23 protein-coding genes are annotated in these 23,543 nt (G+C 65.5%); 14 read left to right on the forward strand and 9 right to left on the reverse strand.

The window, feature by feature from the left end; translation table 11 throughout:
- Positions 1-2: 2 nt before the first annotated feature.
- Together FOS14_RS05145 and FOS14_RS25140 are read left to right on the forward strand one after the other, a co-directional pair.
- Positions 3-1,130 carry a thiolase family protein gene (locus FOS14_RS05145; RefSeq protein WP_143769342.1) on the forward strand — a complete coding sequence of 376 codons (1,128 nt, stop codon included), beginning with the start codon at positions 3-5 and terminating at the stop codon, positions 1,128-1,130.
- Positions 1,127-2,281 (forward strand): tyrosine-protein phosphatase, encoded by a 1,155-nt coding sequence (locus FOS14_RS25140; RefSeq protein WP_255450077.1) that lies wholly within the window; start codon positions 1,127-1,129, stop codon positions 2,279-2,281. The genes FOS14_RS05145 and FOS14_RS25140 overlap by 4 nt, the downstream gene beginning before the upstream one ends.
- A gap of 12 nt (positions 2,282-2,293) precedes the next feature.
- On the opposite strand, the gene FOS14_RS05155 is transcribed toward FOS14_RS25140, so the two are convergent.
- A complete protein-coding gene (locus FOS14_RS05155) occupies positions 2,294-3,817 on the reverse strand; it encodes an acyl-CoA synthetase (RefSeq protein WP_143769199.1) in 1,524 nt (507 codons plus the stop codon).
- A 26-nt stretch (positions 3,818-3,843) separates the two neighbouring features.
- Entirely contained in the window at positions 3,844-5,106 is a 1,263-nt protein-coding gene (locus FOS14_RS05160; RefSeq protein WP_143769200.1) for a cytochrome P450, read from the reverse strand.
- A gap of 179 nt (positions 5,107-5,285) precedes the next feature.
- Here FOS14_RS05160 and FOS14_RS05165 point away from each other — a divergent pair, with 179 nt between their 5' ends.
- Genes FOS14_RS05165 through FOS14_RS05180 form a run of 4 tightly spaced genes read left to right on the forward strand, consistent with a single transcriptional unit; the run spans position 5,286 to position 9,497 of the window.
- A complete protein-coding gene (locus tag FOS14_RS05165; protein ID WP_143769201.1) occupies positions 5,286-6,623 on the forward strand; it encodes a wax ester/triacylglycerol synthase family O-acyltransferase in 1,338 nt (445 codons plus the stop codon).
- Positions 6,620-7,447, forward strand: coding sequence for an SDR family oxidoreductase (locus FOS14_RS05170; protein ID WP_143769202.1), 828 nt, complete (start codon positions 6,620-6,622; stop codon positions 7,445-7,447). Before FOS14_RS05165 ends, FOS14_RS05170 begins: the two co-directional genes overlap by 4 nt.
- On the forward strand, positions 7,444-8,841 hold the full coding sequence (locus tag FOS14_RS05175) for an aldehyde dehydrogenase family protein (protein ID WP_143769203.1): 1,398 nt from the start codon (positions 7,444-7,446) through the stop codon (positions 8,839-8,841). Before FOS14_RS05170 ends, FOS14_RS05175 begins: the two co-directional genes overlap by 4 nt.
- 56 nt (positions 8,842-8,897) lie before the next feature.
- Complete coding sequence (locus FOS14_RS05180) at positions 8,898-9,497, forward strand: hypothetical protein (protein WP_143769204.1); 600 nt, start codon at positions 8,898-8,900, stop codon at positions 9,495-9,497.
- 4 nt (positions 9,498-9,501) lie between these two features.
- Here FOS14_RS05180 and FOS14_RS05185 read toward each other — a convergent pair whose 3' ends face one another.
- The 7 genes from FOS14_RS05185 to FOS14_RS05220 form a co-directional block, all read right to left on the reverse strand.
- On the reverse strand, positions 9,502-10,380 hold the full coding sequence (locus FOS14_RS05185; RefSeq protein WP_143769205.1) for an RNA polymerase sigma-70 factor: 879 nt from the start codon (positions 10,378-10,380) through the stop codon (positions 9,502-9,504).
- Entirely contained in the window at positions 10,377-10,961 is a 585-nt protein-coding gene (locus FOS14_RS05190; protein WP_143769206.1) for a carboxymuconolactone decarboxylase family protein, read from the reverse strand. The genes FOS14_RS05185 and FOS14_RS05190 overlap by 4 nt, the downstream gene beginning before the upstream one ends.
- 276 nt (positions 10,962-11,237) lie before the next feature.
- On the reverse strand, positions 11,238-11,807 hold the full coding sequence (locus FOS14_RS05200) for a zeta toxin family protein (protein WP_143769207.1): 570 nt from the start codon (positions 11,805-11,807) through the stop codon (positions 11,238-11,240).
- Positions 11,804-12,181 (reverse strand): hypothetical protein, encoded by a 378-nt coding sequence (locus FOS14_RS05205; protein WP_143769208.1) that lies wholly within the window; start codon positions 12,179-12,181, stop codon positions 11,804-11,806. The genes FOS14_RS05200 and FOS14_RS05205 overlap by 4 nt, the downstream gene beginning before the upstream one ends.
- Positions 12,182-12,311: 130 nt before the next feature.
- Positions 12,312-12,677 carry a hotdog domain-containing protein gene (locus FOS14_RS05210; RefSeq protein ID WP_143769209.1) on the reverse strand — a complete coding sequence of 122 codons (366 nt, stop codon included), beginning with the start codon at positions 12,675-12,677 and terminating at the stop codon, positions 12,312-12,314.
- Positions 12,674-14,398, reverse strand: a complete 1,725-nt coding sequence (locus tag FOS14_RS05215; protein ID WP_143769210.1) for an NAD(P)/FAD-dependent oxidoreductase — start codon at positions 14,396-14,398, stop codon at positions 12,674-12,676. The genes FOS14_RS05210 and FOS14_RS05215 overlap by 4 nt, the downstream gene beginning before the upstream one ends.
- Positions 14,399-14,449: 51 nt before the next feature.
- A complete protein-coding gene (locus FOS14_RS05220; RefSeq protein WP_143769211.1) occupies positions 14,450-15,526 on the reverse strand; it encodes an alpha/beta hydrolase in 1,077 nt (358 codons plus the stop codon).
- Between the two features lie 113 nt (positions 15,527-15,639).
- Here FOS14_RS05220 and FOS14_RS05225 point away from each other — a divergent pair, with 113 nt between their 5' ends.
- Genes FOS14_RS05225 through FOS14_RS05255 form a run of 8 tightly spaced genes read left to right on the forward strand, consistent with a single transcriptional unit; the run spans position 15,640 to position 23,517 of the window.
- The gene (locus FOS14_RS05225; protein ID WP_143769212.1) at positions 15,640-16,302 is read left to right on the forward strand and encodes a hypothetical protein; all 663 of its coding nucleotides are present in this window, start codon (positions 15,640-15,642) and stop codon (positions 16,300-16,302) included.
- Complete coding sequence (locus FOS14_RS05230) at positions 16,295-17,668, forward strand: glutamine synthetase family protein (RefSeq protein ID WP_143769213.1); 1,374 nt, start codon at positions 16,295-16,297, stop codon at positions 17,666-17,668. Before FOS14_RS05225 ends, FOS14_RS05230 begins: the two co-directional genes overlap by 8 nt.
- Positions 17,665-18,474, forward strand: coding sequence for a gamma-glutamyl-gamma-aminobutyrate hydrolase family protein (locus FOS14_RS05235; RefSeq protein ID WP_143769214.1), 810 nt, complete (start codon positions 17,665-17,667; stop codon positions 18,472-18,474). Before FOS14_RS05230 ends, FOS14_RS05235 begins: the two co-directional genes overlap by 4 nt.
- Positions 18,471-18,695: a hypothetical protein gene (locus FOS14_RS25145; RefSeq protein WP_255450078.1), complete on the forward strand. Its 225-nt coding sequence runs from the start codon at positions 18,471-18,473 to the stop codon at positions 18,693-18,695. Before FOS14_RS05235 ends, FOS14_RS25145 begins: the two co-directional genes overlap by 4 nt.
- Positions 18,623-20,101: an AMP-binding protein gene (locus FOS14_RS05240; protein ID WP_370512177.1), complete on the forward strand. Its 1,479-nt coding sequence runs from the start codon at positions 18,623-18,625 to the stop codon at positions 20,099-20,101. The genes FOS14_RS25145 and FOS14_RS05240 overlap by 73 nt, the downstream gene beginning before the upstream one ends.
- 5 nt (positions 20,102-20,106) lie before the next feature.
- Positions 20,107-20,880: an enoyl-CoA hydratase/isomerase family protein gene (locus FOS14_RS05245; RefSeq protein ID WP_255450079.1), complete on the forward strand. Its 774-nt coding sequence runs from the start codon at positions 20,107-20,109 to the stop codon at positions 20,878-20,880.
- Between the two features lie 48 nt (positions 20,881-20,928).
- Positions 20,929-22,026: a Zn-dependent alcohol dehydrogenase gene (locus FOS14_RS05250; protein WP_143769215.1), complete on the forward strand. Its 1,098-nt coding sequence runs from the start codon at positions 20,929-20,931 to the stop codon at positions 22,024-22,026.
- Between the two features lie 27 nt (positions 22,027-22,053).
- The gene (locus tag FOS14_RS05255; RefSeq protein WP_143769216.1) at positions 22,054-23,517 is read left to right on the forward strand and encodes an aldehyde dehydrogenase; all 1,464 of its coding nucleotides are present in this window, start codon (positions 22,054-22,056) and stop codon (positions 23,515-23,517) included.
- Positions 23,518-23,543: the final 26 nt, after the last annotated feature.

A 23,543-nucleotide genomic window follows, 5' to 3' on the forward strand; every position in this document is an offset into this window, starting at 1 on the left:
CCATGCTGTGGGGCGTAGGTACCTCAGCCTACGGGCGATTCCCCGAGCAGCGAGTCGAATCACTGGCCTGGACGGCGATCGCGGAGGCGATCCGGGACGCCGGTATCCGGCCGGACGAGGTGGAGGCGATCATCGTCGGATCGGTCTTCGGGCCGCCCGGTGTGGCGACGCGGGTTCAGCGCGGACTCGGCATCCCCGGCGTCCCGATGTGGACGGTCGAAAACGCCTGCGCCAGCGGGACGAGCGCATATCACGAGGCGGTCGAGGCGGTACGGCTCGGCCGATTTCGCTGCGTCCTGGTGCTCGGCGTGGAACAAATGTCGACCTTGTTCTCCGGCGCGATCGTGCCGGAGGCGACCGACCCCGAAGGCGCTGCGTCACTACCGCTGCCTGGTCTGTATGCCCTGCAGGCGCAGCGCTACATCGGCGAATTCGGTGTCGCACCTGAGCAACTCGCGGCCATCGCGGTCAAGAACAAGCGCAATGGCATGGACAATCCGCGGGCCCAGCTACGCGCCTCGATTCCCACCGTGGCCGAAGTTCTGGAATCGCGGATGATTGCCGAACCGCTGACCTTCCTGCAGTGCTGCCCGACCAGTGACGGCGCGGGAGCGGCGATAGTCGGGGTTGAGCGTGGGGTCCGCGGCGATCTTCGGATCGAAGCGTCCGTGATGGTGTCCGGCGCGTTGTGGGACCACCGCAGCGAGGATGTTTGGGGATTCGCGAGTGTTGCTCGCGCGGCCGCGCTGGCCTTCGAACAGGCCGACTGCGCGCCGCAGGACATCGACGTCCTAGAGGTACACGACGCCTTCACGATCGGCGAGATCATCACGCTCGAGGCGCTCGGCCTTGCGCCGCGCGGCAAGGGCGCGGAACTCGCGCCCTCCGGACACTCGGCACGAGACGGCGCGCAACCGGTCAATCCCAGCGGTGGACTGCTGTCGCGCGGACACCCACTTGGTGCGACGGGCCTGGCGCAATTGGCCGAAATCGCTTGGCAATTGCGCGGTGTGGCCGGTGATCGGCAGGTACGCCGGCACCGAACGGGCCTCGTGGAAACCATGGGTGGCGGCGCGGCTGGAATGGACGGCAACGCGTGCGTGGTCACGATCCTGTCGGCGCAGCAATGACTTACCCGGGTCTGCTCGGCTTCCGCGATGTCGGCGGTCTACGCACTCGCGACGGTGGTCGGGTGCGCAACGGTGTGCTCTTTCGCAGCGGCACACCGCAATTCCTCGACCGAGAGACGGCTCGTGCGCTCTTAGCCACCACCAGCATCCGGTCGACGCTGGATCTGCGGTTGCCGCACGAGATCGACAGGGAAGGCCGTGGGCCGCTCGACGAATTGAACGTGCGCCTCGTCCCGAATTCGTTCACCCTGCGCAATCGGGTGTCGGAGGATTCCGCCGTCGCGCCGATGCCCGAGGACGATCCGCTTTTACACACCTACCTTGGCTATCTCATCGAGGGTGCTGCAGGCGTGGCTGCGCTGGTTTCGCGACTCCTCGAACCTGAGATGTTGCCGACGCTCGTGCACTGCACAGTCGGAAAGGACCGGACCGGTGTAGCAATCGCCGTGGTGCTCAGTGCAGTCGGCGTGTGCCGTGACGACATCGTGGCCGACTATGCGGCTAAGCCGGACGACGTGATCGCGTCGATGGCCCGCCTGCAACAGATGGCGTCTTACGGCGCGGCCGCCGACGTGTATCCGGCGCAGGCGTGGACCGCGCCGCCGGATGTTATGGCGCGGTTTCTGGACGAAATCGACCGGCGCTACGGCGGCGTTCACGCTCTGCTGCACGAGCACGGTGTCGGACCCGAGGAGGTTCGCCGCCTGACTGACCTACTGATCGAAAGAAGCGAGGAGAAACCGGTGCACATCAACGAATCTCGGGTCATCACGGCAACACCTGAGGCTGTATGGGCCATCGGCGGCGATACCGCCAACATCGCTGCCTGGGTGCCGACGATCGAAAAGTCTTATCAGACAGGAGACCTGCGCTACGCGGTATTCGCCGACGGTGGCGATGAGGCGACCGAGCGGATCGTCGAGCATCGCGAGGGTCAGCGACGCTACATGTACGAATATGTTTCGGGGCCGCTGCCACTGCGGTTCTACCGGTCACAATTCGCCGTACGGGACCATCCGCGCGGATCGGAAGTGGTCTGGGACGCGGAGTTCAACGCTGTCTCTCCAGATGCCGAACCCGCACTCGCTGAGGCGATCTCGCAGATCTACAGCGATGCTCTCGATGAGCTCGCGCGTCAGCTCGAAAACTAGTGCCCCTGTTACTCATTTCTCCAACAACCGCCGCTTGACCATCTTTCCCGTCTCGGTGCGGGGCAGGTTCGTGACGAAGTCGACGGACTTGGGCGACTTGAACGCGGCGACCGTTGTTTTCGCGTGCGCGATAAGTTGTTGGGCCAGTTGGTCCGACGGTTCGATGCCGTCGCGGAGTTGAACCACGGCCTTGACCTGCTGGCCCAGCGCGGGGTCGGGCACGCCGATGACTGCGACGTCGAACACCGCTGGGTGCATGGTCAGCGCGTTCTCGACTTCCTGAGGGTAAATGTTCACGCCACCGGAGATGATCGTGAAGGACTTGCGGTCGGTGAGATAGAGATAGCCGTCGGCATCGACGTAACCGATGTCGCCCACGGTCGTCCAGTTGGGGTGATCGGGGTGCTCGGCATCCTTGGTCTTGTCGGGATCCTTGTGATATTCGAATGGGCGGGCTTCCCGCTCGAAGTAGACGACGCCGATTTCGCCGGCAGGCACTTCGGCGCCGTCGTCGTCGCAGACGTGCACAGGGCCGAGCATGCTGCGGCCCACCGACCCTCGTTTGGTCTGCCATTCCGGCGATGAGATCAGGGTCAGGCCGTTGCTCTCGGTGCAGGAGTAGTACTCGACGAGTATTGGTCCCCACCAGTCGATCATCGCCTGTTTGACGTCTTGTGGGCAGGGCGCGGCGGCGTGGATGGCCAGTCGCAGACTGGACACGTCATAGCCGGACCGGGTCTGCTCGTCGAGTTGCAGCATCCGCACGAACATCGTCGGCACCATCTGGGTCACTGTCACGCCGTACTGTCCGATCGCCGCGAGCGCATCCTCGGCGCGGAACCGCTCCATGACCACCACGGTTCCGCCGTACGCGTGCACTACCCCGGACCAGCGCAGCGGTGCGGCGTGATAGATCGGTGCGGGAGAAAGGTAAACGTCGTCGGCGTTGAAACCGAACGCCTGGCCGGCCAGCGCGGTCAGCGTGTCGCCGGGTTGGTCGACGGCGATGGGCAGCAACGGCGCCTTGACGCCCTTGGGGCGGCCGGTGGTGCCCGAGGAGTAGAGCATGTCGCTGCCGCGTGGTTGCTCGGTCAGCTCACGGTCGCCGGCCGAGGCCAACAACTCGTCGTAGGAGTCGAAACCGGTGAGTTCACCGTCGAAGCTGTAGGCGTGCGCAACCCCCGGCGACAGCGCACGCACTTGTTCTGCGAGGCCATCGAGCGATCCGGAGGCAATGAGAACCTTTGCGTCGCAGTCATCTACGATGTAGGCGGCCTCGCCGGCGGTGAGGTGAAAATTGATGGCTGTCAGATACAACCCGGATCGCAACGCGGCCCAGTAGATGGTGAAGCACTCCACGGCGTTGTCGCTGAGCATGGCCACCACGTCTCCTTTGCGGAGTCCGAGGTCGTGCAGCGCGACAGCGAGCCGTCGGGAGCTGTCGTCGAGTTCACGGTAGGTCAGCTGCCGCAGTGAGCCGGCCATGATGACTGCAGGATTGTCCGGTGTGGTCTGGGCGTAGGTGCCGGGATACATGGCGCTCCGTTGGTCGTCGGGTCGGGTCAGAGCGAGCAGGGCATCCGCTTGATCGCGTGCATGAAGTGCCCGGTGACGTACTCGGGCTCACCCAGCTTCAGTTCCGGCGCGCGCGTGACGATTTCCCGGAAGAGTGCGCGCATCTGCATCCGTGCGACATGGTTGCCGAGGCAGAAATGCACCCCGCCGCCGCCGAACGCGATATGCGGGTTCGGATTGCGGGTGATGTCGAAGCGCCACGGATCCTCGAAGACGGTTTCGTCGCGGTTTCCCGAGGAGTAGAACATGACCACCTTTTCCCCGGCCGAGATCTCCTGTCCACCGATCACGGTATCTTCGCGGGCGGTGCGGCGAAACGTCATCACCGCTGTGCCCCAGCGCAGGAACTCCTCGATCGCGGTCGGAATCATGCGGTCGAAGTCGTTGCGCAACAGATCCTTCTGGTCGGGGTGATCGTAGAGCGCCTTGATTCCGTGGCTGGTGGTGTTGCGGGTGGTGTCGTTGCCGGCGATGGCCAGTAGGCAGAAATAAGACCGCAACTCCTCGTCGCTCAACCGGTGCCCGTCGACCTCGGCTGAAACCAGCGCCGTCATCAAGTCTTCGGCGGGCGCGGCGCGGCGGGCCTCGATGAGCTTTTGCGCAATATCGTGCAGCGCCATGAGTCCGCCCATGACGCACGCGAAAGGATCACGGTCGCCGATGTATTCGGGATCGTTGTAGCCCACCATGTCGTCGACCGCTTTGACCAGGCGGTCGCGTTCCTCGACCGGGACGCCGAGCATTTCCGAGATCGTCCACAGCGGCAGTCGCATCGATACCTGCTCGACGAAGTCGCGTGGGCCGTCGGCCAGAAAGTCGTCGACAATCACGCGTGCCTGGCGGTTGATCTGCTCCTCGATGAGCCGGATCTGGCGGGGACTGAACGCCTTCACAACGAGCCTGCGGGTGATGGCGTGCTGCGGCTCGTCCATCGTCAGGATCGATTGCGAGGCGATCAGGACCTCGGCCGGCACGTTTTCGAACATAACGCCACCCAACTCGGGAGCCGACGAGAAGATCTTGTTCGCCCTGCTGACCGCGATGATGTCCTGATGGCGCACGACCGCCCAATAGCCGGGGTCGCTCGCGTCCGGCATCAATGATCCATACGCCGGCGGCTGCCACGAAACCGGTCGCTGGCTGCGCAGGATCGCGAACGACTTGTCACGTTCGCGTGCCGACTGTGCCCAGAACGACTCGCTCGACAGTTCTACGTGGTCGTAGGTGCGCTTGGTGGTTGCCGTGGTCATGACCGATCCTTCCTAGTGACGGCTAATATATGGCAGATTATATCAATAAAAGACGATGTCAAGATATTGAATACACGGCAAAGATAGCCTAGGTTATGTATCGAGTGAGTGGTGGAGAGTAAGCGGGAAATTGCGACGTGCTGAACCTGTGAGTGCTACCGACGTAGGGGAGAAGTAAAGTGACAGAACGCTATTCGAGCTACCTTAGCCCGCTCGACGCCGCCTTCCTGCACGTCGAAGACCGCAACAACCGGATGCAACTTGCGGGCGTGCTGATCTTCGACGGTCCTGCGCCCAGCTTTGCCGAATTTCGTGAGGCAATCAGCCGGTGCCTTCCGGCGCTGCCGCACTTTCGGCACCGCCTGCACCACACCGCCTTCGGCGTCCTGCGCCCGGCCTGGGTCGACGACGACGCATTCGATCTCGACTACCACCTACACCGCGTCAGCCTGCCGAGCCCAGGCGGCCACGCGGAGATCACCGGCCTTATCGACCACATGAGCGCCGACCCGCTGGATCTACAGCGGCCGCTGTGGGAGATGACACTGGTCGAGGGACTTGCCGATGGCGGGTTTGCCGTGGCGTTGAAGGTGCACCACTGCATGGTCGACGGCCTGTCGATCATGGACATCTTCGCAACGCTCTGCTCACCCGAGCCGGCGCGAGCATTGCCACAGCCGCAGCCCTGGGCGCCCTGTCCGCCCAAGAAGTGGTGGCAGATTTCTGGCGTTAATCCGCAACTGCCCAAAGCTGATTGGGAGGTAATCGGCCGGTTACGCCGCATCGGACGGTTGATCCGGCAGGCTCCCGACACTCCGTTCAACTCGGAAGTCTGCGGACCCACCCGGCGCACCGAGTACGTCACCGTGCCACTGCGAGACATCCACGACATCCGGCACGCATACGGCGCCACGGTGAACACCATCGTGCTGGCCGTCGTGACCGGAGCCATGCGCCGCTACCTATCCCGCCACGGGGAACTCGTCGATCATCTGCACGCGTTCGTTCCCGTCAACCGCCGTCCCGAGCACGCGCGCGGCACCCACGGCAACCAGATCGCCATGACCTATCCAGGGCTGCCGGTCGGCGAATCCGACCCCCATGCCCGCATCGGCAAGGTCGCCGAAGCGGTCAAGCGCGCCACCACCACAAGCCAGGCCGACGACACCGCCGCACTGCTGGAACTTGGAAGGTACGCGCCGCAACCCCTTGCCGCGCTGATGAATCGAGCCCTTCAGTTCAACGCCGGCATGTTCAACCTCACCGTGACCAACGTGCCCGGACCGCCCGTGGCGGTCTACTTTCTCGGCCGCCCGCTCCGGCTGATCCTGGGATCTACCCCGCTCACTCGCAAACACGCACTGACGATCGCCGTCGTCAGTTACAACGGCGCATTGACCTTCTCGGTCACCACCGATCCGCGCCGGCTTCCCGACGGCACCGACATCGTGGCCGACATTCGCGCCGAACTCGACGTTCTCGGCCAGATCACCACTAGCGCCAGGAGGCATTCATGAGCACCACATCGTTGCGCGGACGCCGCATTGCCATCACCGGAGCCGCCCGGGGCATCGGACTGGCCACGGCCAGCGAACTTCATGGCCGCGGCGCCACCGTGATCATCGGCGACCTCGACGCCGAGGCGGCGGCTGCTGCGGCGGCCTCGGTCGGACCCGGCGTCGAGGCGTATGCCGTCGATGTCGCCGACTACGCCTCCTTCGCGGCGTTCCTCGACAATGCCACCAGTGCAGGACCTTTGGATGTACTGATCAACAATGCCGGGATCATGCCGATCGGCCGGTTCCTCGATCAATCGGCACAGACACATCGCCGCGCGGTCGAAATCAACGTCCTCGGCTGCATCCACGGCATGCACCTCGCCCTGCCGGCAATGGTCGCACGCGGGGCAGGTCATGTCGTCAATGTTGCCTCCACTGCAGGCAAGACGCCGGTGCCCGGCGGAATCACATACTGCGGCACCAAGTCCGCTGTCGTCGCACTCACCGAAACTGCGCGCGTCGAACACGCTGGCACCGGAGTGCAATTCACCTGCGTACTCCCGCATTTCACCAACACCGAGCTGATCGCCGGAACCACCGCCACCAAGCTCATCCCAGTGGTCGAACCCGCCGACGTCGCGCACGCCATCGCCGACGCGGTGGCCAAACCGAAAGCGGACGTCTACGTGCCCAAGATCGTCGGGACGGTCCTGACCACCCAGCCGCTGCTCGGCCGCAGGCTGCGCGACTTCGTCAGCCGAAAGCTCGGCGCCTACAACACCTTTCTCGACTTCGACCCGGCCGCCCGCGCCGCCTACACCGACAGGATCAGCAAGTCATGACCGCAGTACAAGAGAAAGCGGTGAATTCGACCGCCGCACAAGAGGTGCGCCGCCTGCGCGCCACATTTGCCACCGGACGAACGAGAAGCGTGCAGTGGCGCCTCGATCAGCTCAAGGCCATCGAGACAATGCTGACCGACGGCGAACCGGCCATCGCCGCCGCCCTCGCAAGCGACCTCGGGCGCCCCGCCAACGACACCTTTCTCGGGGACATTGCGCCGCCGCTGGCGGAGGCCAAGTTTGCGCGAAAGCACCTGCGCCAATGGATGAAACCGCAAAGAGTCGGTGTTCCGCTGTCCCAGTTCCCGGGCCGCGCCTGGTACGACTACGAACCGCTCGGGGTCGTCTTGGTGATCGGGCCGTGGAACTACCCGGTGTATCTCACGATCGGGCCGCTCGTGGCGGCCATCGCGGCCGGCAACTGCGCCGTGCTCAAACCGTCCGAGCATGCGCCGGCGACGGCAGCCGTGCTCGCCGACCTGGTCACGCGCTACCTCGACACCGACGCAATCACCGTGCTCGAAGGCGGCGCAGAGGTGACCCAGGACATCCTGGCCCAGGGGCTCGACCACGCCTTCTTCACCGGCGGACCCGAGGTGGGCAAGGCCGTCATGGCCGCGGCCGCTCCGCACCTCACTCCGGTCACGTTGGAACTCGGCGGCAAATGCCCCGTCTTCGTGGCCGCCGACGCCGACCTTGATGTCGCCGCCCGACGCATCGCCTGGACCAAGCTGCTCAACTCCGGCCAGACCTGCATCGCGCCCGACTACCTGCTCGTCGACGCGAGCGTGCGGGAAGCGTTCTTGCCCAAGCTCGCCGACGCCTTCCGCGACCTAAGCCCGAATCGAGATGGCGGACGCCAACTTCCGATCGTCAGCAGTCGGCACGCTCAACGCCTCGCAGACCTGCTCGACAACCACGGTGGCGAAGTTCTCCTCGGCGGCGGCGCGGAACCTGACCAGCGCAAGGTCGACCTCACCGTCGTCGTCGACCCGAATCTCGACGCAAAAGTCATGCAGGAGGAGATATTCGGGCCAATACTGCCCGTGGTGACCGTCGAATCAGTCGACGCCGCCCTCGCGCACATCACCAGCGGACCGAAGCCTTTGGCCGCCTATATATTCAGCGGGTCCAAGGCGCTGCAACGGAGGTTCCGCAAAACCGTGAGTGCTGGCGCTGTGGTCGCCAACCATGTCGCCATGCATGTCCTCGTTCCCGAGCTGCCCTTCGGTGGCGTCGGCAACAGCGGCATGGGCGCCTACCACGGCAAATGGGGATTCGAAACCTTCAGCCACCGCAAGGCGCACCTCAACCGCGCCGTCCGCCCGGATCCGCGCCTGCTGTATCCGCCCTACAACGCCATCACCCAGCGAATTCTGCGATTCGTCTTCTAGCGGGACCTGCGGTAGGGATCGTTGTCGGAGTCCTCGCCGAAGCAGACAATGGGGATATGGCAACGCCACGTTCCGAGTCCGATCGCGACACCTCCGCCGACAGCAGGGCGCGCCCACGCCAGCAGCGGGTTCTGGGACTGACCATGATCGGTGGCGGGCTCTTACTGTTGATCTCGGTATTTCTCCCATGGGGCCACGTCGCCATTGGCGGCCCGCAAGCCATCATGACCGCTTCGGTCTCCGGGACGGGAACCGTCACGGTGAGTGTCGGCGACGGTGATGCGTCGTTAGAGCATCACGTCGCCGACTACCTCAATCCGATGATGAACCACCTCGGATGGTGGGTGCTCGTCATCGCCGTCCTGATCGTTGTCGCCGGCGCGTTCTATTTGTGGTCACCCGCGCGCCTCGAGGCGGCAATCGTTGTGACCGTTCTTGGGGCGATCGGTGCAGCGATGTGCCTGTTCTATGCCGTCCATATTCGCGAAAGTCTCAGCGAAGCTCTCGACGTCAGTTCCGGCGACGGTAGACCGGGCTACGGAGTTGTGCTGGCGTGCATCCTGACCGTCCTTCTCACCGCACTAGGTTTCATCGACGCCAATGCGGCCTTTAGCGCGCGTGGGCGGTCGCGCCGGGAGAAGGGGCGGGTCGGATAGCCTTTCAGCGCCTCAGGGCGGCGCCCTGCGACAGATGGGTGAGCTTATCCGGATTACGCACCGCGAAGATCTGCCGGATCCGGCCATCGTCGAATGCGAACCCGATGACTGTGTCCACGGCGCCCCCTATTAATACCCGCAGCCCGGGTGCTCCATTGACCAGCGCCGACTCGATAACGGCGTCCGGTGCAAGGCGCGGAAATCCCCGCAGCAGGTTGACGATCTTCTTCGCTCCCGACACGGGAACCCGGGCAGCCGAGACCACGCCGCCACCGTCGGCGATCAGCACCGCATCCGGTGCCAAGGCATCCATCAAGCCCTGGATGTCGCCGGTCTCCAACGCGCGGACGAAGCGCGAGACCACCAGCCGTTGCTCGGTCTGGTCGACTTCAACCCGCGGTCGTCGCGCAGCCACATGCGACCGGGCTCGATGCGCGAGCTGTCGTACCGCCGCCGACGTCTTGCCGGTGGCGGCCGCGATCTCATCGAACGGCAGGTCGAAGACCTCACGCAGGACGAACACGGCGCGTTCGGTGGGAGTGAGCGTTTCCAACACGGTCAGCATCGCTAGAGACACGCTTTCGGCCAGTTCGACATCCTCGGCTACGTCGGGGGTGGTCAGCACCGGCGATGGTAGCCACTCTCCGACGTAGTCCTCTTTGCGTCGCGCCAACGTGCGTAGCCGATTCAGGGCTTGCCGGCTGACGACCCGCACTAGGTACGCACGCGGATCGATGACTTCGGCCCGACCGCGCGGTCCGAGACCGTCCCACCGCAGGTACGCCTCCTGGACAGCGTCCTCGGCGTCTGCGGCTGACCCGAGCAACTCATAGGCGACGGTGAAAAGCAGGCTGCGATGGGTGACGAACGGGTCCACGCTCACCCCAGCGACTGCGTGGAGCGCTCGGCCAACGGCTTAAGGTCGCAGGACTGCGCGTAGCCCTCGGACTCGATGCCGAGCGCGACGTTGCCGCGGGCGTTCATGTTCGCGACCGCGATGAACGCGGTCAGCTCCACCATCGCTGCCTCCCCAAGTTGGGCCAACAGATTGGCGACCATATCGTCGTCCACGGTGGGCGGCGTCGTGGTCATCGCCTCCGCGTACTCCATCACATCCCGCTCCCGCTGCGTGAATGCGTTCGATTCGCGCCAGCGCGGCACCTCACGTGCCTTGTTCATGTCCAGATGCTCATTGAATGCTTGGAAGTAACCGAAGTCCAGGCACCAACTACAACCGATCATCGACGCGACCGCCATGTGTGCAAAGGACTTCAGCGATTCGTCGCACGCGTCCCATTTCTGGATTTTCGCGCCGACCCCCATCACCGTCTTCAGCACAGGGCGGTTGTGCCAATACACACCCAGCGGTTCTGGGACCCGGCCGAGCACTCGCCTGCTGTAGCTCTTCGCGAGGGCGCCGAAAATACCCGTGATCTCCGCCTTGGGGATTCGAGTGTTGCTCATGACTGCTGCTCCTTGTGGGTTGGTGTCCGCATGTAGACACCGCCGGGTCCGAAGCTGTGACATCTCGGAGGTTGTTCAAGCGCGACCAGAAGCAGCCGAGTAGTGGACGTGGGCCGGTGACCGCCACAGTGTGCGACGCGGCACCTACCGGGTTGTCTATCGAATTGATGACTCACTGAGATCTGTCACCGTGGTGGGGGTGTTCAGCCGGTCCGACGTGTACCGCCCTCGATAGTGAGTGCGGTCCGCGCGTGCCATCTGGATCGATGCAAACATTCATCTGCTGCTGAATCCCGCCGGCACCCAATCCGGATACGAAACCGGACCCACTGCCTCGCCCGCGGCGAACGACGCCAGCAGCCGCGGGCCTGCCAGCTCCGAGTTGTCGTAGACGAACGCCTCGTCCGCGAGTGCGATTGCCTCGGCGACATTGGCGAACAAGCGCGCATGCCGACCACGGATCTTGTCCTCCGGCACGCTATGCCCGCCGGCCGCCACGCGATACCTGACGCGCGCGACACTGAGCTCGACCGGGACTAACACCACATGCAAGAACACCGTGTAACCCACGGACTGCGCCGCGCGAACCAGATCGAGCTTGGACGGATGCGAGAACACTGTCTCCGCGATGAAGGGCCGTCGGGCGGCGATGAGGGCAGCACGAGTCCGCGCGGCAATCTCGGCCGCCTCATAGGCGTGCGATTCCGCAGCATCCGGCCAGTGCAGCGTGGCGATCTCGTCCGCGTTGACGAACACCGACTGGGGCAGCTCAGGCTGGAGCACAAACCGGATGAACGTCGACTTACCAGCGCCGTTAGGGCCGACAACCAAGTCCAGCCGGATCACGAAAGCTCGCGGGCCGTGCCATCCGGACGGTATTCGATGAGCTGCCCGTCGTCGTTGAGCGCAACAGTGCTGACGCCCTCAGCGGCCAGGCGGCGACCGAAGTGCGTTGCCGAAAGGCGAAGGCCGATACGGGTGTTCGTCTCCGCGTTGAACACCACACCTTCGGCGTCGCTGAGCTCACTCATGGGCAGGTCACCACGAAGGGCCGCTTCGACACGGCGATGCGCCACGGAATGCTGGCTCGTCACTGCACGTCCAACGCGCGCCCAGTAGTCGAGTTGCTGCTTGGCTGACCGAGACTCCTTAGGGCCCTCCACGGCCGCGGCTGCCAATAGGTCTGCAGCAACGCGGGTGACTCTGTCACCTGTAGACATCGGAAATCACCTCCGGTGTTACATAGTGTAGCGGCTCGTAGCATCCTGTTGCTTGCGTGGCGCAGGCGCCGGGTTGGAAACCGCCGCACACCGGGAAGTGTCGACCGGTGCGCGGCGGGCGTCGTGGCCATCAACAATTGGCAGGAATGACCCCGGTCCCTTGGGCGCGGGTGGCGATGATTGGTTCGGCGAGAACCTCTGCCCGCCCGGTCTCGTCGAGGGAGCGGCAGATGATGCGTAGCTCGAAATCGACCGTTCGACTGCGGGTGCCCTTGTGTGCGAGGCGCGCCTCGATCTCGATCACGTCTCCGCCCCGAATCGGAGCCAGAAATTCGACGGAGGAGTACCCGGCGAACAGGCTTTCGTGGCCGTCGCCGAGGATCGCGAGGTGTGTTCCGGCGTCGCCGAACAGCTTCAGGCTGTACGCGCCGTCGACGAGGTTGCCGGCATAGTGGGCGTCGGAGTACGCGACATAGCGCTGATGGACGACTTTCATCCGCCCACGACGGTGGCGACCTCCGCGTGCACCTCCTCCGACGCCGTCGCGGGTGTCGCCTCTGCGACCTCTTCGTCGATTCGCCCGATACCCGCGGCGACGGACCGTCCATCGAGGGCAACGCCGGGATAGCCGCGACGTGCGATCTCCTCGCAGATCCGACGATAGTGGCCGACGCCCCCGACGTACCCCATGAAGGTGGACGGCTTGCCGGCCACGTTGGATCCGCGGTACCAGGAGTCGGTGGTGGCGTAGAGCGTCTGGTTGACGGTGAGCTCGGTGATGTTCACCCAGTCGTTTTGGCCCTCGACGGTGGCTTCGACTACCTCGATGCCCTTCGCCCTGGCGATGGCGATCAGGTCGGTAATCCAGTCGACCGACTGCTCGATGGTCATGACGACGTTGCTCGCGAGCGCCGGACTCTGTGGGCCCGCGATCATGAAGAAGTTAGGGAACCCGGCGGTCATCATGCCCAAGTAGGTGCGTACGCCGTCGCTCCATGCATCCTGCAGTCGGCCGGAATCGGGCGTCGTGACGTTGAGCCCGAACAGTGGTCCGGTGAAGGCATCGAAACCGATCGCCAGCACGATGGCATCCACCTCATGCTCGCTGTGCTCGGTGACGATGGAGCCTGCGGTCATCGTGGTGAGGGGGTCGTCGCGCAGCGAGACGAGAGAGACGTTGGGACGGTTGAAGGTCTCGTAGTAATCGGTGCCGAAGCAGCTGCGCTTCGCACCGAGGGGGAACTGCGGCTCGAGCAGCGTTGCGGTCTTCTGGTCCCGGACGATTTCGTGGATCTTGCCGCGGAAGAAGTCTGCGGCGGTTTTGTTTGCCTCGAGGTCGAAGAGCAGGTCGGCGAACTCCGCTCCAACACCCAGGAAGCCGCTGCGCTCATACGCCGCTTCGTAGCGCCGCTGGCGTTCCTCGTCGGATACGTCGAATGCCTTGTCGGTTACCGGGCGGTCCGGGATGCCACCGGGGGAGTAGCGGCACTCCTGGCGGATATCGGGATACTTGCTCTTGATTTCGTCCACGACCTCCGGCGCCATCGGGGCGTTACGCGCGGGAAAGACGTAGTTGGGGGTCCGCTGGAAGACCGTCAGGTGCTCGGCGACCTTGGCGATCAGCGGAATGCATTGCACCCCAGAGGATCCGGTACCGATCACCGCCACGCGCTTACCGGCGAGGTCGTCGAGGGAGATGTTCCACCGGCTCGTCGAGACAACCAGTCCGCTGAAGTTCTGCAGGCCGGGCACATCGACGTCTTTTGGCGTCGACAGTCCGCCCGATCCCGCCAGCAGGTAGCGGCCGCGGCGCTTGGCGCCGGAGTCGAGAGTCAGCTCCCACAGGTGCTCATCGGGAAGCCAGTTTGCTTCAGTGACCTTGGTGTCGAACTGGAAGTGTCGACGAAGGTCGAAGCGGTCGGCGACGTGGTTGATATAGCTCAGGATCTCGGCCTGCGGCGCGAAGCGCTCGCTCCACGTCCACTCCTTCTGTAGTTCTTCGTCGAACGAGTAGGAGTAATAGATGCTCTCGACGTCGCACCTGGCCCCGGGATAGGTGTTCCAGAACCAGGTTCCGCCGACGTCGGGGGCCTTCTCGAAACCGGCGAACGTCCAACCGTGCTCGCGCGCCTTGTACGCGGCGTAGAGGCCGGAGAAGCCGGCGCCTACGCACAGGACGTCGACGACGGGTGTGCGGGGTGTCGCGGTGTCAGTCATGCTCTCTGCCTTCTAAAGTAGTCAATCGACTGAGTCGGATGACTAAGAAAGTTACTTGCTGATGTGACCTTCGTCAATGCCCGTGCACGAAGAATTCGGAGTCGTCGTCATGCGGGAAGCGACATCCTGGAGATGCCGGGCGACGTCGTCTATCGCTGTCTCGGCCTTGTGGATGATGCCGAGCTCGGTGAAGAAGCCGTGAAACACGCCCGAATAGCGAATGGCCGTAACCGAAACGCCGTGGCGCCGCAGGCGTTCGGCGAAGGCCTCGGCGTCGTCACGCAAAGGGTCGACCTCGGCGGTCAGGACCAGGGTCGGCGGCAACCCGCGCAGCGACGCAGCCCTCATGGGGGCTGTGTAGTGATCGGCGCTGCCGTCCCGATCGGTGGCTACGTACTGCTCCCAGAACCAGCGCGCATCGGCGGCGCTGAGCAGCGGTGCTTTGGCGAACTCGGACCAGGACGCTGCGGTGAACGTGTCGTCGACCGCAGGGTAGACGAGCACCTGGGACACCGGTTCGGGCAGGTGGTGATCGCGGAGGTAGAGGCACAGTGCGGCGGCAAGGTTGCCACCTGCGGAGTCGCCGCCGACCGAGATGATGTCCGGATCGACCCCCAGACTGGATCCCGACGTGCGTAGCCAAGCCAGTGTGTCGAGCGCATCGTGCAGGGCGGCTGGGTAGGGGTGCTCGGGAGCGAGTCGGTATTCCAGGGACAGCACGTCCCACCCCGATCGCGCGGCGATGGCGCGGCACACTTCGTCTACTCCGTCCAGGGTTCCCAGGACGAACCCGCCGCCATGCAGATACAACAGCGCCGGGCGCGGCGCCGACGCGCAGGGCGAGTGGTAGTGGCGCGCGCGGAGGTGTCCGGCGCGGGTGGGCACGGTCAACTCCTCGACTCGATCCAGGGGCGTCAACGCCGGCTCGGACGGCGCGGTCGCTAAAAGTTGTCGAGCGGCCTCGGCCCCGAGCTCGCGGACGGGTGTCGTCAACACTTCCGCAATCGCCTGGGCGACGGGCAGCACGTCGGGGTCGAGGCGCCCCCAGCATTGCGGCACTGGCTCGGTCGTTCGCGAGAGGCCTGCTGGAGAAGGTGCCGCATTCGGTGTTGACAGTGTGTGATCCATGCCGCACTATCATAGTCATGCGTTTGAGTCATTTGACTAAGTTACGCAGAAAACTACTCGAAACGGCGCGGGAACGTGTCGCGCGAGCTGTCGAAAGTCGAAAGGACCCAAAGATGACCGAAACCATGACGGCGCCCCCGTCGATCTCTGCGGGTGTCGCAGCGGTCGACGTCAGGATCGAGGACGATGCGAGTCCCATCGTCCGACTGATTGGCCGCACGCTGCGCGACTCGGCGCGATCCGGGCACGCCCTCGACGCCCTGACGAGGTCGACCGGCATTGTCGCGCTCCGCTCACATGACACACCTCAGGCCGCCACGATCAGCTTCGGAGAGACCGGCATCGACGTGTCCGGTGGCGTGCTGGTCGAGCCGGACGCGGACATCACCGTCGACCTGAATGCGCGCTTCGCGCCGACCGCGGATCCCTCGGGCGACGCCGACCTGGCCGCCGGTGTGTTGCGGGCGCTCACTCCGCCGGTGCCGCAGTGGCGTGCGGCCGCCGAGAGCTTCTGGGCGGCAACCCGTTGCTTGCCCGGAGTCCCTGACGTGCTGATCGCGGTCACCGAGGGGCCGGAAGGCCTCGAGCAGGTCGTGCTCGGCGAGGGACCCACCCAGTATCTGATGGCCGGAACTCCCGAAACGCTCGCCGGAGTGTTCTCGGGCGCCGACGACCTCATCGCAGTCCTGTTCTCCGGTGCTCTGGGAATCCAAGGCACCCTTTCCCAACTGTCGGCGATGACCGGCGCTTCCTGGAAGGTTCGTTACGATGTCTGAGCTCACCACCACCGTTGCGGGCGCTGCACGGCAAGACTCCCACCCGCGCGCCGTGCGGCTCGAGGCGACGAACCACGAGGGCTGCTTCCTCGGCAAGCATGTCTCGCCCGAGAAGTTCGCCGCTGGCAAGGATGCCGGGTTCGCCTTCGCGGACCTGCTGTTCGGCCTGGATCTGGGCAACCTTCCCGCCTTCGGCTCCGCATACCCGGCCTGGCGCGGACATCTCGACGACGTCTACCTGCGCCCCGACATGTCGACGCTGGTCGAGTGGCAGCCCGGCCTGAATTCGGTGATCGGCGACTACTGGCTCAAGGACGGCACGCCGGTCCCGATCTGCCCACGCAACCTCGTGCGGAAGATGATCGACCGCCTGGCGGAGCAGGGATACACCGCGACCGTCGCGGTCGAGATCGAGGCAACCGTCTTCGAGGAGTCGATCCACGAAGCGCGCGCCCGCGGTTACCGCGACCTCACCCCCCTCGGCGGCAACGCCGGAACGGCGTACCACCTCGCCAAATCAAACGACTGGATCGCCTACATGAACGCAGTTGCCGAGCGCCTCAGCGAGGTGGGCATCGAATGGGAGGCGTGGAGCGACGAGGACGCGGCCGGTCAAATCGAGATCAACCTTGCGCCCGCCGACCCCATCAAGGTCGGTGACTCCTGGGCGCGGACCCGCCAGATCATGCGCGAGGTCGCCTTCGAACTGGGGCACTGCGTGACCTTCATGGCCAAGCCCACCGCCGGCTACGGTCAGTCGTCCCACATCAACCTTTCCTTGCAGCGCGACGGCGCCAATGCCTTCTACGCCGAGGACGGTCCGTCGGAGACGATGCTGCACGCCATCGGCGGGCTGCTGGCCACGATGGAGGGGAACAGCTCGATTGTGCTGCTGCAGATCACCTCCTACCGGCGGTTGGTCGACCTCAGTGGCCCGCCGGTGACGATCAGCTGGGGGATCAGCAACAAGACCACGGCGGTGCGTGCGGTATGCGGACACCCTAAGTACTCTCGCCTCGAGTACCGCCTGCCCGGCTCGGATGCGAACCTCTACCTCGCGCTCGCCGGGGTCCTGGCCGGTGTCATCGCCGGCATCGAGCACAAGATCGACCCGCCAGAGCCGGTTTCCGACATGGCGTGGTGCCTGCCGCCCGGACTCGGTATCGAGCGCATCCCGAACACCATCAGCAAGGCTGCGGCTGCCCTGGACGCCGATCCAATCCTGCGCGAGTTGCTCGGCGACGAGTTCGTCGACTGCTGGCTCGCCTCCCGCAAGTGGGAATGGATGCAGTTCCACACAGCCGGCGGTGACCCGTTCGCCGAACTTTCGGAATGGGAGTCGGCTCGCTACTTCGAGCTGCCATGACCGCGCACGAGGAGGCCCGAGCCGAGCGACCACTGATCGGTATCACTGGACGGCGGTACCGGCTCTCGCTGATCAAGGGGGCAGACCAGCGGTACGGCGACCGGTGTATCGACAGCTTCATGTCGGACTTCGCGACTCGGATCGCGCAAGCCGGTGGAGTGCCGGTCCACCTGCCGTACGACGCCGACGCGGTGGAGGTTTGCCGGTGGCTGTCCGGCGTCGTGATCAGCGGCGGGCAGGACGTGCACCCGGCGTGCTGGGGCGGCGACCCGTCCGGGGTTGGCGATGTCGACCCGCGCCTGGACCCGATGGCTCATGACGTCGCTCGTGACGAATACGAGGTTGCGCTCGTCCGAGCTGCACTGGAGCGGGGAATCCCCGTGCTTGGCGTGTGCCGCGGCATGCAAGTGCTCAACGTTGCGCTCGGCGGAACCCTCGTCGCCGATCTGCCCTCCGGTCAGGTGAGCCACCTGTCGTCGCTGGCCGCCCCGACCGACGGCGCGGCTGACCACCTGGTGTCTTTCGAGAAGGGCTCGATCGCCGCCGAACTGTTCGGCGAGCACGCGACGACGAACTCGTGGCATCACCAGGCTGTCGACCGCTGCGGTGCCGGCCTGGTCGTGACCGGGCGAACCGGTGACGGCGTGATCGAGTCGATCGAGCTTCCTGGAGGCCCAGCGCTCGGAGTCCAGTGGCATCCGGAGTGGATGGTCAGCGCCGACCCGACGATGGCATGGATCGTTCGGGCGGCCGCGGAGCGACTGGCGGACCGCTGCGGTCCCGACTTGCAGAGGAGCCTGTCGTGAGCACGAACGTGACAGCCGAGCACGTCGGGCGCAGCGGTTCGCGTTCCCGCCCGGTCGTGCTGCCCGAAAAGATGGGTGCTGATCCGGCCATCGCGACGCTGACCGAGCTGTTGTCCCAGCGGTCGCAGGACGCGGGGATCAGGAATTCCTGCGGTTCGGCGAACGGTCCTTCAGCTTCGGCGAGATCGATTCCTGGACATCGCGGCTGGCTCACCGGCTGATCGAGGTCGACGGCGTTCGGCCGGGGGACCGGGTCGCGATCATGCTGCCCAACATCGTCCACTGGCCGGTGGCCTGGCTCGCCGCGCTGAAGGCAGGGGCGGTCGTGGTCCCGATCAACTGCTCCTACCGGCGCGCCGACCTCGCCTTCGTCCTCCGCGATTCCGGTGCACGAGTGGTGTTCACCGACTCCGAGCGATGCGATCTTGTCGCCGACGTGCGGTCAGCCGAGAACGAGCTCGCCCATCTCCGTGTGGTCGACGTCGCCGACGACGGGTCTGCACCCTTCCCAGCGACGGCGCCGAGAGTGCCGGTCCGCGCCGACACGCTGGCGAATCTGCAATACACCTCGGGCACAACAGGATTCCCGAAGGCCTGCATGCTCTCCCACGACTACTGGGTGCGGCTCGGCTGGATCTGCGCCGGGGCGACGGGCCTCGGCCCCGACGACGTCATCCTGACCTCGCAGCCCTATTCCTACATGGATCCGCAGTGGAACACCGCGCTCGCGCTGACGGTCGGTGCCCCGCTCGTCGTGTTGCCTCGCTTCTCCGCGTCGACCTTCATGTCCGACGTACGCCGCCACGGCGTGACGTTCTTCTACGTCCTCGGATCGATGCCGACGTTGCTGTTCAAGCAGCCGCCGTCTGCGGAGGACCGTGACAACAACCTGCGGATGGTGTTGTGCTCCGGGATCCCGGCGGCACTGCACGCCCATCTCGAGGCGCGGTGGGGTGCCCCGTGGCGTGAGATCTACGGGATGACCGAGTCCGGCGTCGACCTGTTCAGTTCCTTCGACGACTGTGCGGCGGTGGGCAGCGGGAGCCTCGGAAATCCGGTCCCTACCAAGGATATTCGCATCGTCGGTGCCGACGGCGCGCAAGCCCCGGACGGCGAGCCGGGCGAGCTAGTCGTTTCGGGAGTGCCGATGATGAGCGGCTACTGGAATCGTCCCGACGCCACGGCCGAGGTGCTGCGCGACGGCTGGCTGCACACCGGTGACCTCGTGGTGCGTCGTGACGACGGGGGCATCCAGCTGGTCGGGCGGATCAAGGACATGGTGCGCCGAGGTGGCGAGAACGTCGCCTGCGCCGAGGTCGAAGCCGCCCTCGAGCGAGACGAGAGAGTGGTCGCAGCTGCCGTGGTCGCCGAACCCGACGACATCCTCGGCGAGGAGGTCAAAGCCTTCATCCAGCTCGCGGCCGGTGTATCGGCCGATCGTGCGACCGCCGAGCAGATCATCGGGAACGCCGCGAAAGAGCTCGCCCGCTTCAAGGTGCCCCGCTACGTCGAGTTCGTTGTCGACTTTCCCCGGACCCCCTCCGAACGAGTATCCAAGCCCACCCTCAAGGCCCGTGCCGCTGAAAAGCCCGGCGTCACCTACGATTTCGCCACCCGAAGGAACTAGACCCGATGTTGATGCACACCAATGGCCAGGACTTCCTCGACATCAGCGTCGTCCAAGGCGTCGCAGTCCTGACTCTCAACCGCCCCGAAAAACTGAACGCGCTCGACGTTGCCACCCGCCGGCGCTTGGCAGCGGTCATCCGCGAACTCGGCACCGGCGAGAGCGTCCGCGGCATCGTGCTCACCGGCCGGGGCCGAGCCTTCTCGGCAGGTGAAGACCTCCACAGCGCGCCGTCGACGGACGCCGAAGTCCGCGAGGCGTTCGAGACCTTCCACGACATCACTCGCGCCGTTCTGGAAACCCGGGTGCCGGTCATTGCCGCCGTCAACGGCCTCGCGGTCGGGGGAGCCTCTGAGATCACCCTGTGCTGTGACGCTCGGATCGGGACCCCCGCGACGGAGTACTACCAGCCGGAGAACGGTCGCGGCATCACGATCTCGAATGCCTCCAGCGTTCTCCTGCGGCGCCTCGTCGGAAACCATGCGATGCGCATGGTCCTCGGCTGCCCGCGTCTCGGATCCGAGGAGGCCCTTCGGATAGGTCTGCTCGACGAAGTGGTCGAGCCCGACGCTCTCGTCGGCCGCGCCATCGACACAGTCCTCGCGTGGACCCCCGAGGGGAACACCACCGCGCTGCACCTCGCGCTGTTGCGTCCCCTGCCTGAGGAGATCGAGCAAGCCTTCGCGCGCGAGGACGCCGCCGCACAAGCGTCCTGGGACAGCGGAGCGCTCACCGCCGGGATCCAGGGCTTCCTGGCCACCCGGGGCACCGACGCGTAGATCCCGCCGGCACTTACATCACCAGCAACGACAGAGAAAAGAACCGACATGATCACCACCCGAGCCGCAGTTCTCACCACAATCAACGAGCCGCTCGAACTGACCACCATCCGCGTCGACGACCCTGAGCCGCACGAGGTACGGATCCAGGTGACCAACGTCGGTCTGTGCCACAGCGACCTGCACTACATGACCGGCACCGTGCCCACCGACCTGCCCGTCGTGGTCGGCCACGAGGTGGCTGGCGTGGTTGAGGCGGTCGGCTCACAGGTGTCCGACTTACGTCCCGGCGACCGAGTGGTGGGAGCGCTGACTCCGTCCTGCGGCAACTGCACGAACTGCGAGGCAGGACGGTCGACCCAGTGCCAGCGGGTCGAGGAGGTGCGCCGCCGCCCACGTGCCGCATTCCAGACCATGGCAGGTAAGCCGATCGCCCGGCTCGGTGACATCGGCGCCTTCTCCCAACACATCCTGATGCGGCAGAACTCGCTGGTGAAGCTGCCCGACGATGTGCCCCTGCACGTGGGATGCCTGCTGTCCTGCTGCATCATCACCGGTGTCGGTGCGGTCTTCCGCGGTGCTCAGGTCCGGCCGGGCAGCACCGTCGCCGTCATCGGCTGCGGCGGCGTCGGGTCGGCCATCATCCAGGGCGCCAGGCTCGCCGGAGCCTCGGCGATCGTCGCCATCGACCTCGACGACGACCGACTCAAGGCTGCCCGCGGCTATGGCGCCACGCACGTGATCAACGGCGTGGCCGACGACATTGTCCAAGAGCTCCATGACCAAATTGGGGACGGCGTCGACTACGCCTTCGAGGCGGTCGGGTCGGCACGCACTGCCGCGACAGCACTGGCGCTCGTGCGACCGACGGGAACCGCGTGCCTGGTCGGCATCGCACCGGCGGGCGCCGAGATCAGCGTGCCGGCCACCGACTTCTTCTTCCACGAAAAACGCCTGATCGGTTCCTACATGGGCTCGGGCCAGGCGCGGGAGGACATCGCCCAGTTCGCGCGCCTCTACCAGCAGGGACGTCTGCTCCTCGACGAGATGGTGACCCACGTCATCCCCTTCGATGAGATCAACGAGGGCTTCCGGGCAATGAAGAACGGCGACGTAACGCGCATCGTCGTCGACCTGCAGTCCTGACCAACGAACATACCCAGAGGAAAAGCCATGGCGCACAACGAGATCACGATTCCCCAGCCGGTGAACTACATTGGCGACGAGTGGACCGAGTGCACACCGGTTGGTGACGCGTGGAACATCGACCCCAACACCCGCCAGCCCATCCACCGGCTCGTCACCGCACCAGCGCGCGACCTCGAACGCGCGATACAGCACGCCGCGAGTGTCTACAGCGTCGGCCACTGGGACGAGCGCGCGCGTCGTGAACGCGCCGACATGCTCGAGCGGGTCGCCGACAATGTCGAGGCCCGTGCCGAGGACATCGCACGCACGGACTCGCTGACCAGCGGCACACCCATCACCGTCACCCGAAAGGTCGCGGCCTTCCTGCCGGCGCGGATCCGGGCGTCGGCCGCGGACCTGGTGAGCATCCCGCGCGTCACCGCGCTGGCCGCCGGCGGTCGTGATGTCCGGCTCTACAAGGTGCCGTGGGGCGCGGCCGCGATCCTCACGCCCTGGAACGGACCCAGCTTCATCCCGGCCGCCAAGGTCGCCAGTGCGGTCGCCGCGGGTTGCCCGGTCATCCTCAAGCCGTCCGAGCACGCGCCCGGTAGCGCCCAGATCATCGTCGAATGCTTCGTCGAGGCGGGCCTGCCCAGCGGCGCACTGCAATTGGTGCACGGCACCGGTGACATTGGTGCACGCCTGACCTCCGATCCGCGCATCAAGATCGTTTCCTTCACCGGCGGGCCCGGCGCCGGACGCGCCATCGCGCGCGCCGCGGCCGAAGACTTCAAAGTCCTGCAACTCGAACTCGGCGGCAACAACCCGGTGATCGTGCTCGACGACGCCGACATCGACGTCACGGCGGACGGCATCCTCGACGGCATGACCAAGCTCAACGGTCAATGGTGTGAGGGGCCCGGCAAGATCCTCGCCCCCAGCAGCCTGGTTGGCCCCCTTCTCGACGCGCTCACAGAGCGGATCTCCAAGCTCGTCGTCGGTCACTCCCTCGACGAAGGCGCCGACATCGGCCCCATCTCCAACGAGCCGCACTTCCACACCCTCGAGGGCAGGATCGAGCAGCTGCGACAGCTGGGCGCCGCCATCCACCAGCCGGCCGCGCTGCCCGACCTGCACGGCTACTTCCTGTCGCCAACCGTCGCCGTCGGCGCTGACCCGATGCGCGCAACGGCCGAGCTGTTCGGTCCGGTCGTCTCGTTGCATGCCGTGGAGTCCACGGACGAGGCGCTTGGCATCGCCAACGCCAACCCGTCGGGCCTGGACGCCTATGTGTTCGGCGGCGACACCGATCGCGCCATCGAGGTCGGGTCCCGCATCGTCGCGGGGGAGGTGCGCGTCAACGGCGCCAAGATCGCCGACCTCGGTGATGACTCAGCCCAGAGCTTCTGGGGACCGGCCGGCATCGGCGGCCACGGACCAGCGGAATCGGTACGCGTCTTCTGCGGCGATCGGGTGGTCGGTGTCGATTCGCCCGACCTGCCGCTCTGAACCAGCCACTCACTTCTAAGGAAGGC

This window comes from Skermania sp. ID1734, from assembly GCF_007489285.1.
Classification (GTDB): domain Bacteria; phylum Actinomycetota; class Actinomycetes; order Mycobacteriales; family Mycobacteriaceae; genus ID1734.